Source organism: Micropruina glycogenica (genome assembly GCF_900289045.1).
Taxonomy (GTDB): domain Bacteria; phylum Actinomycetota; class Actinomycetes; order Propionibacteriales; family Propionibacteriaceae; genus Micropruina; species Micropruina glycogenica.
The window spans coordinates 3,583,041-3,596,452 of sequence record NZ_LT985188.1 but is presented as its reverse complement, the minus strand read 5'-3'; the positions used below and the strand labels follow the sequence as shown (position 1 = coordinate 3,596,452).

Genomic DNA, 13,412 nt, shown 5'->3' with positions numbered 1-13,412 from the left:
GTGCCCATCGTGCTGGGCCGCGGCGAGCGGCTGTGGGACGGCCTCGAAGGCATCGAGGAGCGCTTCACCATCGAGGCCACACCGTCGCCACCGGGCGTGGTGCACATGGTGATGAACCGGCGTCTGTGAGCGCATGTGCACGCCACCCTCACGTCGACACCGCGCTTCTCGTCAGCCGCTCAGTCGCACATTCAGGAGGCGGTCTCCCAGTAATACCAACCCTCTTCCGAACTGGGGTACTTGATTTTTCCGGTAGCCAATGTCGTGGTCGAACAATTCGAGTTAATACGGTACTTTCGGTAGGTGACTGTCTGACCCCACGACACGTACTGCACGTGGCCATACTTGCCTGCCGCGATGCCTCGGGAATAGGTGTGCGTCGTGGTTGTCGAATTGCTCAGGGCCAGGGAGGCGCTCAATGAGACCTTTGCTTTTGCAAGCACCGCTCCAACCTCCGACTCGGCTCCTGCGGTGACCGTGAAGGTTGCCGAACCGCTATACGCCCGCGACACGGTGATGGTTCCGCCGGGCCCGTCCTTGAAGGTCGGTACACCGTTGAAGGCGATCCTCGTGTCAGTGCCGGAGACACTGTAGTTCGTTGCCACAACGCAACAAACGTTCGGGGTTGTGGCCTGCGGCCGGCTTTGGGCGCCGGTGTTGCGACTCGAAGTGGCACAGGTCGAAGCCGGCAGCCCGTCAGCCGCAGCCGTTGGCACCGGAAGTCCGACTGCAATCAACGCGGTGGATGCTAGGAAAAGCGCCCTCGATCGACCATTCGACATCATTAAGCCTCCGAACACGGTAACGGGTGGGTAATACCGTTGGAAGCGTACATCGAACGAAGTCGGCCGACGAGCCCCTGATCATCGCTAAGTTCTTACGCTGAAGGCGTTCCTTGGGCCGGGTGATCGCCCGCGTTTCAGGGCGAGCTTCAGAGGGTACATTGGCTGCGTGATCAGAAAGTCAATTGCCACCATCATGGGTGGCGTTCTACTTATGGCAGGCTGTACCGGGCCGACTATGCCCACCGTGGGTCCTTCGTCACCGGTGGCCTCGGGGTCGGGCTCGCCATCCACCTCCACTCCTCCTGGTCCGAGTGAGCCTGGTGCGACCCCCAGGTGCTCGGCGCTCAGTGTGCCGACCCTTCCCATCGTTGCGTGCACCGAACTGCGTGACGGGGTCGAGACTTACTCCGACCATGCGCCGCGCAAGATCGCGAACGTCGACTACTACGTGATCGGCGGCTGTGAGGGCACCGGAGATCTGGATGAGCTGCCCTACACCGTCACAGTGGACGACAAGACGGTGACCAGCGCATCAATCAATTGCCGAACCGGCCTGGTCACGAAGAACAGCGCGTTCAGCGGTATGAGCGGGCAGCATCGCGTGGCGATCCGATTCGCCGAGGGCGTCGGAGCGAACGCGTCTGGCTATGCCGACGTGACTACCGGCTGACCGCCGATTCAACTCATCAGCGGCCCTTGAGGTCGCGGCGCAGGATCTTGCCCGAGGTCGACTTGGGAATCGCGTCGATGAACGTCACCGCGCGCACCTTTTCGTGGGGCGCCACCCGCTCGGCGACGAAGTCCATCACTTGCTCGCCGGTCAGTTCGCTGCCCGGACGACGTACCACGAACGCCTTGGGAAACTCCTGGCCGTCGTCGTCGAGCGCGCCGATCGCGGCGGCGTCGGCGATGTCGGGGTGCTGCAGCAGCACCGCCTCGAGCACCGCCGGCGGCACCTGGTAGCCGCGGTACTTGATCAGCTCCTTGAGCCGGTCGACGATGCGGTAGATGCCGGACGCGTCCACCGTGGCCAGGTCGCCGGTGTGCAGCCAGCCGTCGGCGTCGAGGGTGACGGCGGTAGCCGCCTCGTTGTTCAGGTAGCCCTGCATCACCTGCGGACCCCTGATCCACAGTTCGCCCGGCTCGCTCGGGCCGTCGTCGGGCACGATCACGTCAGAGCCGTCCGGGCTCACCACCCGGGCCTCGGTGCCGGGCACCGGACGTCCGATCGACGAACGGTCGATGCCCGGGTCTCGCCAGTCGATCACGTGGGTGACCGGCGAAGTTTCGGTCATGCCGTAGCCCTGCGCGACCACGCAGGCCAACCGGTCGGCCACCGCCGTGGCCAGCTTGGCGTCCAGGGGCGCGGCGCCCGAGAACACCACCTTGACCGCTGAGGTGTCGATGCCCTCGACCGCCGGATGCTTGGCCAGCGCCACCGCGATCGGCGGCGCGATGAACAACCAAGTGGTGCGGTGTTGCTCGATGCTGCGCAGAAACTCGGCCAGGTCGAAGCGCGGCATGGTCACCAGCCGCGCCCGCTTCAGCAGGGCGAAGTTGAGCAGCACGGTCATGCCGTAGATGTGAAAGAACGGCAGCACGGCCAGCACCACGTCGTCGCTTTCTAGGCCGATCACGTCGCATTGCCCAACGTTGGCCACCAGGTTGCGGTGGGTCAGCATCACGCCCTTGGGGTAACCCGTGGTACCCGAGCTGTAGGGCAGCACTGCCAGGTGGTGGGCGGGGTCGAGCACAAGGTCGGACGGGGTGTGCCCCGCGGCCAGTACGTCGGCCAGGCTCGGGTGCCCTTCGGCCCCGTCGATCACCACCACCCGGTCGTCGGGCAGCCCAAGTTCAGCCGCTGCCGGCAATGCGTTCGGCAGCAGCGGCGACACCGTCACGAGCGCCACCGCGGATGCGTCGCGCAACTGGGCGGTGATCTCGGCCGCGGTGTACAGCCCGTTGATCGTGCTGGCCGTCGCGCCGGCCCGCAGAATGCCGTGAAAGGCGATCGCGAACCCCGCGCCGTTCGGCGCCAGCAGCCCCACCGCATCGCCGGGTTGGACGCCCTGCGCCACCAGCCACCCGGCGAAGGCGGCCACCCGGTCGGCGAGTTGGCCGAAGGTGAGCTCAGCGCCCGTCATGCCGTCGACGATGGCCACCCGGTCGCGGTCGGCGTCGTCCAGAGACTCGAAGATCAACTGATGCACGGTGAGTTCGGGCACCTCGAGCGGCAGCGGTTCGGGCATTCGGCCTCCTGACGTCTCGACAAGCTCGACCAGCGGTGCCTAGATGCCGGCGTAGCTGTGCAGGCCGGAGACCAGCAGGTTGATGCCCACGAAGTTGAACCAGAAGCAGGCCAGGCCGATGATGCCGACAACGGCCGCCCGCTTGCCGCGCCAGCCGGCGGTCGCACGAGCGTGCAGGTAACCGGCGTAGACCACCCAGGCGACCAGCGACCAGGTCTCTTTGGGGTCCCAGCCCCAGAACCGTCCCCAGGCGTACTCGGCCCAGACGGCACCGGCGGCGATGGCGAAGGTCCACAGCGGAAAGGCGAAGGCGGTGAACCGGTAGGCCAGCTCGTCGATGCGAGTCGACGACGGCAGCTTCGCCAGGTAGCCACGCACCCGCTCACGACGCTCGGCGCGCGCCTTGATCAGGTACAGAATGGACGCCAGCCCGCCGATGTTGAACGCCGCTCCCGCCACTGCTGCGGCCACGATGTGCACCACGAACCACACCGAATGCAGGGCCGGCACCAGCGGCGCCACGGCAACGTAGAAGACCGTGACGGCCAGCCCCTGCCCGATCACCACCAGCAGCGTGACGGGCAGCCCCAGCCAGCGCACGCCGCGAAACGCCATCACCAGATACGCCGTCACCACGAACAGCAGGGCGGCTGTGACGAACTCGTACATGTTGGCCCACGGAAAGCGGTTCGCCGCCATGCCGCGGGCCACCACACCCGACAGGTGCAGCCCCCACCCGATCACGGTCAACGCCAAGCCCATGCGGCCGAACATGTCGACCCGCACCTGCGTCTTCTGGTCGGCGGCGTCCGAGTCTGACACGGCCTCGGCACCCTCGATCGGCGCGCCCTCGGTGCCCACCAGAACCGCGGCGGGCGCGCCAACGAGCTCGAGCCTGCGGGCGGCGGCCCATTCGAGCGCGAAGGCAGCCAGCGCCAGCAGGTACACCACCACCGAGGTGACCATCAGCAGGTTCGACCAGTAGTCGGCCATCAGGGCTTCCCTTCGTTCTCGGCCGAGGTTGGCGGTTCGGCCGGGGCTGGCTTGGGGTCGTCCGCCGGCTGGGTGTCGGCGTTGTCGTCATCGCGGTCGGCGTCGGTGGGTTGCGGCGCGGCTACGCCGGACACCTCCGAGCCTGCGCCCTGCGGCTCGTGTGGCGCAAGCCCCAGTCCGTCGGCGATCAGCTGCAGCTCATCGTCCAAGCCGCCGCGGCCCTCGGTGCGGTCGAGCCCGGCGACCTCGACGACGTCGCCGCTCACCTTCACCCACACCCGCCGGGGTCGGACGAACAGCGACAGGCAGAGCCCCGCCACGGCGGCCAGCACCGAACCGAACACCAGCCACAACCCAGGCGTGCTCGACACCTGCAGGCTCACCCAGCGCTTCCACCCATTGAACTGAATGGAGCCGCCGCCCGGCACGTCGAACATCTCGCCCGGGACGAGGGTGAAGCGCACCGGCTTGCCGTCTTCGGTCACCTGGGTGAGGCCGGTGCGGTCGAGCGAGTAGACGTTCTCGGGCTGTCCGGTCGACTCCTTGGGCGGGCCGGTCCAGATGTTCAGCAGCAGTTGCGGGTTGAGCGCGTCGGGAAACACCGAAACCCCGACTCCGTTCTGGTCGACCGCGGTGGGCAGGAACAGCGCCTCGAAAGCCAGCCGCTCGGGGCGGGCGAACGGCGCCTTCACCACGCCCACGCTCAGAAAGTTGCCGTCCTGCGGCAGCAGAATCACCGGCCCCGAGAACGCGACGTCGCCGTTGCCGTCCTTGACCGTGACGTCGACCGCGTACCCGTGCCCCACCAGGTGGACGACGCTGTCGCCCAGCACCAGCGGATGGTTCACCTCGAGTTGCTGCTGGGTGGTCACACCGTCGAGGGTGGTGGTGGTGTCGGCCAGAAACACCCGGGCGGCGCCGCGCTGCACCGGGCCGGTTTCGAACTTGGCGGTGAAACTGTCGAGCGTGACGGTGAACGGCACCAACTGGCCGGGGTTGAACAGCCCGCCCGAGCTGAAGTCGTCGAACTGGGTGAGGGTGTTGCTGAACGACTGGCCCTCGACCACGGCCGTGGTGCCCTTGTAACCGAACAGCGCCCCCATGGCCACGCCGCACAGCAGAAACACCAACGACACGTGAAACACCAGGTTGCCCAGTTCGCGCAGGTAGCCGCGTTCGGCGCTGACCGAATCGTCGAGCCGGCGCACCCTGAACCGGCGCTCGCGCAGCACCTGCTCGGCCGTGGCCAGCACCGCCTCGCTGTCGCCGGACGACCCCAGCCGCAGGTGGGCGGGCAGCCGGCCGAGGTTGCGCGGGGTGCGCGGCGGTTCGGCCCGCAGCCCGCGCAGGTACACCCCGATGCGGGGCACGATGCAGCCCACCAGCGACACGAACAGCAGCAGGTAGATCGCGGCGAACCAGGGCGAGGCGTACACGTCGAACACGCCGATGGCGTCGTAGAACGCTCCGAGTTGGGGGTTGTTGGCGATGAACTCGCGCACCCGCACCGGCGAGGTGGGCTTCTGGGGCAGCAACGAGCCCGGAATCGCCGCCAGCGCCAGCGCGAACAGCAGCACCAGGGCGGTGCGCATCGAGGTGAGCTGGGTCCACAGCCAGCGCAGGGTTTCGGCACCACGCAGGGTGCCGCGGCGGTCTTTGCCGGGCCGTGCCGATCGCGAAGCGGCCGGGCTGCCCTCGTCGGCCGGGTCGACGCCCAACTCGCGGTCGGCGTCGTCCTGGGCCCGACCCTCGGCCCGCAGCGTGTCGCGGGCCATCAGATCACCGTTCCGAAGGCCGAGGCCCACTGCCGCAGTTCGGCCATCAGCACGTCCCAGCCGCCGGTGATCAGAAGCACTCCGACGGCGATCATCATCACACCGCCGGTGACCTGCAGCCCCCGGTGATGGCGACGGACGAACTCGACCGTTCCGGCCATGCGGTCGAAGGCGAACCCGGCGATCAGAAACGGCAGGCCGAGCCCCAGCGCGTAGCACAGGGCCAGCACCGCACCGCGCAGCGCGGTGGCCTCGTTGAGCGCCAGGGTGAGCACCACCTGCAGGGCCGGACCGATGCAGGGCGTCCAGCCGAGCGCGAACACGATGCCCAGCAGGGGCGCCGCGGCCAACCCCACCCGGGGCCGCAGGTTGAGCCGCACGGTGCGGCTGGCGAAGGGCACCCAGCCTGCGAACACCAGGCCGAGCACGATGGCCAGCACCCCACCGATCACGTTCAGCTGGGTGCGCCACGTCATCAAGGTGGTGCCCAGCGTGCCGAACAGCACCCCGCCCGACACGAACACGATCGCGAACCCGAGCACGAACAGCGCCGTACCGGCCAGCACCCGTCCGCGCCGGCCGCCCTCTTGCACCTCGGTGACGCTGAGGCCGCTGGCGTAACTGAGGTAGCCGGGCAGCAACGGCAGCACGCACGGCGAGAAGAACGACACCAGGCCGGCCAGCAGCGCCACCGGCATGGCCAGCAGCACCGACCCGCCGATCGCGTCGCGGGCCCAGTCGCCCAGGTCGAAGGCCACCATCAGTTGCCGGCCGCCACTTCTTCGATCAGGGCCACCAGTAGGGCCTCGGTGGCCTCGCCGAGCACCCGGGCGGCGATGCGGCCCTGGGTGTCGACCACCACGGTCGACGGAATCGAGTTGGGCGAGAGCTGGTTGCCGAACCGCAGCAGCAGCCGTCCGTCTGGGTCGAACAGGTTGGGGTAGGGCACCGCGTAGTTGCGAACGAAGGCTTCGGCCTGCGCCTTACCGGCGTCGCGGGTGTTCAGCCCGACGAACAGGGCGGTGTCCGTGGTGCGGTTGGCGGCCCTCACCAGGGCCGGCGCCTCGTGCTGACACGGCGGGCACCACGAGCCCCACACGTTGTAGACGATCACCTTGCCCTGCACCGACGTACTGCTCCACGGCTTGCCGTCGAGCAGGGTGCCGTCGATCACGGGCGCCTCGCGGCGCTGGTCGGGCGCCACCCGGGTGATCGAGCCGTCCCCGCTGATGTAGCCACCCTCGGACGACGTCGAGCCGGTGCAGCCGCCCAGCAACAGGGTGAGGGCAGCGGCCAGCGCAACGATCGTCCGAGTCATCAGGCACCCGGACGGAACAGCACTCTTGACTTCTTGGGCGGCACCAGGTCGGCGGCCGGCTCGGCGTAGTCGACGGCGACGATGTGGCCGTCGATCCAGGTGAAGGACGTGACCGAGGCCAGCCGGCACTGCCGCTTGCGCGGATCGTGCACCAGCGAGCGACCCTCGGCGGCCAACCGGCTGATCCAGATCGGCAGCTCATGCATCACGATCAGCGCCTGCCCGCCGTCGCCGGCAGCCTGCGCGGCCTCAGTCATGGCCGCCTTCACGCGGGCCACGATCGAGGGGTACGGCTCGCCCCACGAGGGCCGCAGCGGGTTGCGCAGCTGCCACAGATTCTGCGGCAGCAGGAGCTTCTCGTTGTATTTGCCGAAGTTGGTGCCCTCGAAGTAGTTGGCCGCCTCGATGACGCGCTCGTCGGTGACGATGTCGAGGTCGGGGTGGTTGGCTGCGATCGGGGCCATCGTCTCTTGGGCCCGCTGCAGCGGCGAGCAGCGCAGGTGGGTGAGCGGCACGTCGGCGAAGTGCTCACCCAGACGCTGCGCCATCGCCCTGCCGATCTCGCTCAGCCCGTAGCCGGGCAGCCTCCCGTAGAGAATGCCGTCCGGGTTGTGCACCTGTCCGTGGCGCACCAGATGGACTACCGATTGCATGGGTGAGGATCGGCCTTTCGCTCGCTCAGCCTCCAACAATACGGGACGCCCCGAGTTGCTCAGTTCTCGGCGGCCAGCCGGACGGCGCGGCGCAGGTCGGCGGCGATGGCCGGCCCGGCCAGTCGCTGCAGCACGGCGGCGAAGGGGGCCAGCACCCCCGCTCCGGTTACGCCGAAGGTGACCGCCAGCCGGGTGCGATCGATGCCCTGGGGGGTGAAGTCGAGGCGCAGGTGCGCGGTCAGCCCGCGCCAGACCCCGGCCTCTTGCCAGTGCTCGGGCCGTTGCGCTGACGTCACGATCATCGCCGGACGGGCGCCCACCGCGGTCAGGTCACGCCAGGTCGTGCCCACCTCGCCCGTACCGTGCACGTCGACGACGGTGCGCAGGCTGCTCTGCCAGTCGGGCCGGGTCCACGGATCGCTCAGGTAGTCGAAGAGCCGTTCGGCGGCCACGGGTGCGTCCAGTTCGACGGTGTGGCTCATCAGGGCTCCAATCGGGCCAGGGCGTCACGCAGTTGGCGTTCGTCGAGAAACCAGATGGCGAGTCGGCGGCCGTCCACGAAGGTCACCGGCACGTGGTCGGTGTGTTCGGCCAGGCTCGGGTCGCCGTCGACGTCACGGGTGGCGAACGAGGCGCCGAGTTCGGCGCAGACCCGCTCGGCGAGCGTCACGGCCTCGACGCACAGGTGGCAGCCATCGCGCACGACGATCGTCACCCGTGGGCCGGGCATCGGCTACTTGCCGGCGCGGCGACGCTGAATGCGCGTCTTCTTCAGAAGCTTGCGGTGCTTCTTCTTCGCCATGCGCTTGCGACGCTTCTTGATGACAGAACCCACGCTCTGACCTTTCGGTGTCGGCCCGAGGCGGGCCTGGTAACTCTCGTTGCTGGGCGGGGCAGGGCCCCGATGGAGTGGCTGGGCTCACCAGCCAACCCCACAAGCTTACCGAGTGCCTGCGCACATGGGCGAATCGTGCGTCGGGGCCGTGTTCGAACCGTCGCTGCAGGGCCGCTCAGCCGGCGTCGTAGAACGATTCGCGCAGGTAGGCGTTCACCGCGTGCTCAGGCACTCGAAAGCTGCGTCCGAACCGAACCGCCTCCAACTCACCGGTGTGAATCAGCCGGTAGACCGACATGCGCGACACCCGCAACATGGCCGCCACTTCGGTGACCTTCAAGAACTTGAGCGCTGAGAGCGGCGTGGGCGACGGGTTGGCGGAATCGTTCATCAGGGCTCTTTTCGGTGTACGGCAACTACGCCGTAATCCCCCTACGGCGGCAGATGTGGAGGACACCCTACCCGCCGACGGGTCGCGACGGCAGCCCGAAATCTGCAGACGAACGAAGGTGCGTGCGGAACCGTCGAGAGAGATCAGGTGGCCGGGCCGGCCAGTGCGCGGCTGCGGTCGCGAGCCGCCTCCATGGCGGTGATGAAGGCCGCCTTCACCCGGTGATCCTCCAGTTGGCGCAGCGCCGCCGCGGTGGTGCCACCCGGCGAGGTCACCTGTTCGCGCAGCACGGTGGGGTGCTGGCCCGACTCGATCAGCAGCTTCGCCGAACCGAACATGGTCTGGTTCACCAGGGTGGTCGAGATGTCGCGGGGCAGGCCCAGCATGACGCCGGCGTCGATCATCGCTTCGACCACGAAGAACAGGTACGCGGGGCCCGAACCCGAGATGGCGGTGACCGCGTCCTGATAGGCCTCCGGCACAGTGATGGCCTTGCCGAGTGCCTGCATCAGTTCCAGCGCGTGGGCCACGTCGTCGTCGGACGCGCTCGAACCGGCCGACACTGCGGCCATGCCCTCGCTGACCAGGGCCGGGGTGTTGGGCATCACCCGCACGACCGGCGTGCCTGCGGGCAGGTGGCTCTCCAGCGCCTTGGTGGTGACGCCCGCACACAGTGACACCAGCAGGGTGCCGGGGCGCAACACCGGGGCGATGTCGGGCAGCACGGCAGGTACGTCCTGCGGCTTGACCACCAGAATCACCGTGTCGGCCTGCGCGGCGGCGTCGGCGTTGTGCTCGGCGGCCGCGATGCCGTGGGCGGCCGTCATCTCGGCCCGGCGAAACTCGCGACGGTCGGCCACCACGATGTCGTCGGACGACCATCCGCCCCTGAGCAACCCGCTGACCAGGGCCTCGCCCATCACGCCCGCGCCGATCACGGCCAACCGCGTCATCGCCGGCCCGCCAGCAACTCGGCCACCTGCACGGCGTTCAGCGCGGCCCCCTTGCGCAGGTTGTCGTTGCTGAGAAACAGCACGATGCCGCGTCCGTCCGGCACCGACTGGTCGGTGCGGATGCGTCCGACGAAGCTCGGGTTGCGGCCGGCCGCCAGCCGAGGGGTCGGCACGTCGGCGAGTTCGACGCCGGGAGCGGTGGCGAGAATGCCGCGCGCGCGGTGCGGGCTCAGTTCTTCGGCGAACTCTGCGTGCACCACGAGCGAGTGGCCCGAGAACACCGGCACCCGCACGCAGGTGCCGGCCACCGCGAGGTCGGGAAGGTGCAGAATCTTGCGTGACTCGTTGCGCAGCTTCTGCTCCTCGTCGGTTTCGTCGGTGCCGTCGTCGACCACCGAGCCGGCCACCGGGATCACGTTGAACGCGATCGGCGCCAGGTAGGGCGAGGTGTCGGCGACCGCGTCGAGGTGACCGTGCAGGGTCAGTTCTGAGGCGTTGTGCGTGTCTTGGGTCTGGGTCAGCAGCGCATCGATGCCCTTGACGCCCGACCCTGACACGGCCTGATAGGTGGCCACGATCAGGCGCTGCAGAACGGCGGCGTCGTGCAGGGGCTTGAGCACGGGCATGGCGGCCATGGTGGTGCAGTTGGGGTTGGCGATGATGCCCTTGGGCGGGTTCTCGGCGTCCTCGGGGTTGACCTCGCTGACCACCAGCGGCACGTCGGGGTCTTTACGCCAGGCGCTGGAGTTGTCGACCACCAAGGCCCCGGCGGCGGCCACCCTGGGGGCGTACTCGCGCGACATGGTGGCGCCGGCCGACATCAGCGCGATGTCGAGGCCGCCGAAATCGGCGGTGGCGGTGTCTTCGACGGTGATCGACTCGCCCTTGAAGTCGATCTGCTTACCGGCCGAACGGGCCGACGAGAAGAACCTGATCGAGTCGACCGGAAAGTCGCGCTCGACCAGCAGTGACCGCATCACATTGCCGACGGTGCCGGTGGCACCGAAAACTCCCACACGCATGAGGGTCAGCCTATCGGTGCCGGCACGGGAGGCCGGGCAAGGGCCATCCGGGCTGGCTCGCCGACCCACCTTGAACGGGTGAACGGTAATCGGAACCGTCCCCAATACCGGTCAGAGCCAGTCGACGTAGGGGGCGATCAGCGAATAGCCGACGAAGGCGAACAGGTCGAGAATGATGTGCGCGGCCACCAGCGGGCCGATGCGTTTGGTGCGCAGATAGATCCAGCCGAAGACCAGCCCCATCGCCAGGTTGCCGACGAAGCCGCCGAAGCCCTGGTACAGGTGGTACGAACCGCGGATCACGGCACTGCCGATCAACACGGCCGCGACACTCCAGCCGGCCTGGCTCATGCGGGTGAACCAGTAACCGACGATCACCACCTCTTCGAGCACGCCGTTCATGATCGCCAGCCCGATCAGCACCGGCACCGTCCACCAGTTGGCGGCCAGATTCGCCGGTTGCACGTTGGTGTTCAGCCCCAGCGCGCGGGCCGCGAAGTACAACGCCAACCCGGGCACCCCGATGCCGGCGGCGATCAGAAAGCCGCGGCCCAGGTCGTGCCACGGCCGACTCAGGTCGAAGCCGATGCGTGCGCGATCGCCGGTCAGCCGCAGCAGGTACAGCGCCAACAGGGCCGGAACGAGCGGAAACACGATCGCCGCCACCTGGTAGCTCAGGTCGAGCCACGGACGATCCGGCGTCACCGATGCGTTGATGGTGGTGGTCTGCTGCCCCAACGGCTGCGGTCGGGTCAGCTTCTCGGCGATCGACAAGATCGAGTACACCGCCGACTGGCCCAGCGACACCCCCAGCACCAGCAGCACCTCCCAGCCCGGTCGCCTCGCCGGCACCAGGACGTCCGCGGGCTCGCTCACCGGGGTTCGCTCACCGTGGCCAGGTGGGTGCGCGCGAACGCGAGCGCCGAGGCCAACGCCTGTTCACGACCGGCCCGGTCGAGATCGTTGGTGTTCACCTCCAGCACCACGTGGCCGCCGTAGTGGCGCCGGGTCAGTTCGGCCAGCACCTCATCGGCGCCCTGGTTGCCCGTGCCCGGCAGCAGGTGCTCGTCCTTGGCCGACCCGTTGCCGTCGGTGAGGTGGACGTGCGCGAGTCGCTCACCCCAGGCACGAACCAGGTCGAGCGAGTTCTGCCTGGCCGTCGCGGCGTGCGAAAGGTCGAGCGTCAGGTGGTCGTAGTCGAGATCGGACGGATCCCAGCTCGGCTTGTAAGCCTTGAAGTCGCCACCGCCGGGCGCCCGCCAGGGGAACATGTTCTCGACCGCGATCATCACCCCGGTGCGCTGCACGAGGTCACGCACACCCTCGACGAAGTTGGTCGCGTAGCTGCGCTGCCAGCGGAACGGCGGGTGCACCACCACCACATCGGCACCCAGTTGGGTGGCGGCCTGCGTGGCCCGCTCGAGCTTGGCCCACGGGTCGGTGCCCCACACCCGCTGGGTGATCAGCAGGCACGGCGCGTGCACGGCCAACACCGGTATCTGGTGGTAGTCGCGCAGCCGCTGCACGGCGTCGACGTCGGCGGCCAGCGGATCGATGCCCACCATCACTTCGACGCCGTCGTAATCGAGCAGGCTCGCCACCTCGAAACCGGCCGCGGTGGTCTCGGGGTACACCGACGACGTGGACAGCGCCACCTTGACGCCTGACGAGGCATTCACGCCCGCCATGATAGGCCGCGCCACGAGCGGTGGAGGCCTGTCGCGTCGAGCCCACAGGGGCTCTCGGATGCCCGATTTCGCATCCACGGCACCCTGACGTGACAATGGGCCCATGCATGTCGATCATCTGACTTTCGCGGCCGGTCCGGCCGGCCTCGCGGCAGAGGTCGAGCGGTTGGGTGACCTGCTGGGCGCGAAGTTTCGTGACGGCGGCTTTCACCCCCGCTTCGGCACCCGCAACAACATTCTTCCGCTGGCCGATGATCGCTACCTCGAGGTCGTCGAGGTGCTTGAGCACCCGGCCGCCGAGAAAGCACCGTTCGGCCAGGCCGTGCGGGCGCGGTCCGAAATGGGCGGCGGCTGGCTCGGTTGGGTGGTCTCGGTGCCCGACCTGGCACCGTACGAAGCACGGCTCGGCCGCGAAGCGGTTCGCGGGTCGCGACACTTTCCCGACGGACGCCTGCTCGAGTGGGAGCAGATCGGGGTCAAGGGGCTGATGTCAGACCCGCAGCTGCCCTACTTCATCAAATGGACCAGTGACGAGTCGGTGCTCCCCCGGGCACTCGGTGGCCAGTTGCAGTTGGCCGAGCTCGAGATCGCGGGCAACGAAGAGCGGGTCGAAGACTGGATCGGCGCCGAGGTCGACGGCAGCTTCGACGGCGTCTACATTCGCTTCACCTCGCCCAACGGCCAGCCCGGCATCGACGCGGTGACCTTCAACACCCCCGCCGGACGCGTGCGCATCTGACCCTTCGCGCG

At 68.4% G+C, this 13,412-nt stretch carries 18 protein-coding genes; 3 read left to right on the top strand and 15 right to left on the bottom strand.

The window, feature by feature from the left end; genetic code table 11:
* Nucleotides 1–129, top strand: a complete 129-nt coding sequence (locus MPLG2_RS19720; RefSeq protein ID WP_269459158.1) for a hypothetical protein — start codon at nt 1–3, stop codon at nt 127–129.
* A gap of 62 nt (nt 130–191) precedes the next feature.
* Here MPLG2_RS19720 and MPLG2_RS18695 read toward each other — a convergent pair whose 3' ends face one another.
* Nucleotides 192–605: a hypothetical protein gene (locus MPLG2_RS18695; protein WP_158681301.1), complete on the bottom strand. Its 414-nt coding sequence runs from the start codon at nt 603–605 to the stop codon at nt 192–194.
* A 529-nt stretch (nt 606–1,134) separates the two neighbouring features.
* Between MPLG2_RS18695 and MPLG2_RS16945 the strand changes: the two genes are divergently transcribed.
* Nucleotides 1,135–1,455: a hypothetical protein gene (locus MPLG2_RS16945; RefSeq protein ID WP_105187163.1), complete on the top strand. Its 321-nt coding sequence runs from the start codon at nt 1,135–1,137 to the stop codon at nt 1,453–1,455.
* A gap of 16 nt (nt 1,456–1,471) precedes the next feature.
* Here MPLG2_RS16945 and MPLG2_RS16940 read toward each other — a convergent pair whose 3' ends face one another.
* The 14 genes from MPLG2_RS16940 to MPLG2_RS16875 all read right to left on the bottom strand — a co-directional run bounded on the left by MPLG2_RS16940 (nt 1,472) and on the right by MPLG2_RS16875 (nt 12,662).
* A complete protein-coding gene (locus tag MPLG2_RS16940; RefSeq protein WP_105187162.1) occupies nt 1,472–3,034 on the bottom strand; it encodes an AMP-binding protein in 1,563 nt (520 codons plus the stop codon).
* Nucleotides 3,035–3,073: 39 nt separating this feature from the next.
* A complete protein-coding gene (gene ccsB / locus MPLG2_RS16935; protein WP_105187161.1) occupies nt 3,074–4,027 on the bottom strand; it encodes a c-type cytochrome biogenesis protein CcsB in 954 nt (317 codons plus the stop codon).
* Nucleotides 4,027–5,745, bottom strand: a complete 1,719-nt coding sequence (resB, locus tag MPLG2_RS16930; protein WP_408632068.1) for a cytochrome c biogenesis protein ResB — start codon at nt 5,743–5,745, stop codon at nt 4,027–4,029. The genes ccsB and resB overlap by 1 nt, the downstream gene beginning before the upstream one ends.
* A gap of 56 nt (nt 5,746–5,801) precedes the next feature.
* Nucleotides 5,802–6,563 carry a cytochrome c biogenesis CcdA family protein gene (locus tag MPLG2_RS16925; protein ID WP_105187160.1) on the bottom strand — a complete coding sequence of 254 codons (762 nt, stop codon included), beginning with the start codon at nt 6,561–6,563 and terminating at the stop codon, nt 5,802–5,804.
* Complete coding sequence (locus MPLG2_RS16920; protein ID WP_231935707.1) at nt 6,563–7,120, bottom strand: TlpA family protein disulfide reductase; 558 nt, start codon at nt 7,118–7,120, stop codon at nt 6,563–6,565. The genes MPLG2_RS16925 and MPLG2_RS16920 overlap by 1 nt, the downstream gene beginning before the upstream one ends.
* On the bottom strand, nt 7,120–7,773 hold the full coding sequence (locus MPLG2_RS16915) for a histidine phosphatase family protein (protein WP_105187159.1): 654 nt from the start codon (nt 7,771–7,773) through the stop codon (nt 7,120–7,122). Before MPLG2_RS16915 ends, MPLG2_RS16920 begins: the two co-directional genes overlap by 1 nt.
* Before the next feature lie 59 nt (nt 7,774–7,832).
* Entirely contained in the window at nt 7,833–8,255 is a 423-nt protein-coding gene (locus MPLG2_RS16910) for an SRPBCC family protein (protein ID WP_105187158.1), read from the bottom strand.
* A complete protein-coding gene (locus MPLG2_RS16905) occupies nt 8,255–8,503 on the bottom strand; it encodes a glutaredoxin family protein (RefSeq protein ID WP_105187157.1) in 249 nt (82 codons plus the stop codon). The genes MPLG2_RS16910 and MPLG2_RS16905 overlap by 1 nt, the downstream gene beginning before the upstream one ends.
* 3 nt (nt 8,504–8,506) lie before the next feature.
* A complete protein-coding gene (locus MPLG2_RS16900; RefSeq protein WP_002550589.1) occupies nt 8,507–8,608 on the bottom strand; it encodes a 30S ribosomal protein bS22 in 102 nt (33 codons plus the stop codon).
* Between the two features lie 175 nt (nt 8,609–8,783).
* Nucleotides 8,784–8,999 (bottom strand): helix-turn-helix domain-containing protein, encoded by a 216-nt coding sequence (locus MPLG2_RS16895; RefSeq protein ID WP_105187156.1) that lies wholly within the window; start codon nt 8,997–8,999, stop codon nt 8,784–8,786.
* Between the two features lie 143 nt (nt 9,000–9,142).
* Nucleotides 9,143–9,952, bottom strand: coding sequence for a pyrroline-5-carboxylate reductase (gene proC / locus MPLG2_RS16890; RefSeq protein ID WP_105187155.1), 810 nt, complete (start codon nt 9,950–9,952; stop codon nt 9,143–9,145).
* Complete coding sequence (locus MPLG2_RS16885; RefSeq protein ID WP_105187737.1) at nt 9,949–10,983, bottom strand: aspartate-semialdehyde dehydrogenase; 1,035 nt, start codon at nt 10,981–10,983, stop codon at nt 9,949–9,951. The genes proC and MPLG2_RS16885 overlap by 4 nt, the downstream gene beginning before the upstream one ends.
* 102 nt (nt 10,984–11,085) lie before the next feature.
* On the bottom strand, nt 11,086–11,850 hold the full coding sequence (locus MPLG2_RS16880; protein WP_105187154.1) for a CPBP family intramembrane glutamic endopeptidase: 765 nt from the start codon (nt 11,848–11,850) through the stop codon (nt 11,086–11,088).
* The gene (locus tag MPLG2_RS16875; RefSeq protein WP_105187153.1) at nt 11,847–12,662 is read right to left on the bottom strand and encodes a sugar phosphate isomerase/epimerase family protein; all 816 of its coding nucleotides are present in this window, start codon (nt 12,660–12,662) and stop codon (nt 11,847–11,849) included. Before MPLG2_RS16875 ends, MPLG2_RS16880 begins: the two co-directional genes overlap by 4 nt.
* Before the next feature lie 103 nt (nt 12,663–12,765).
* Between MPLG2_RS16875 and MPLG2_RS16870 the strand changes: the two genes are divergently transcribed.
* Nucleotides 12,766–13,401, top strand: a complete 636-nt coding sequence (locus MPLG2_RS16870; RefSeq protein WP_105187152.1) for a VOC family protein — start codon at nt 12,766–12,768, stop codon at nt 13,399–13,401.
* The last annotated feature ends 11 nt before the right edge of the window (nt 13,402–13,412 follow it).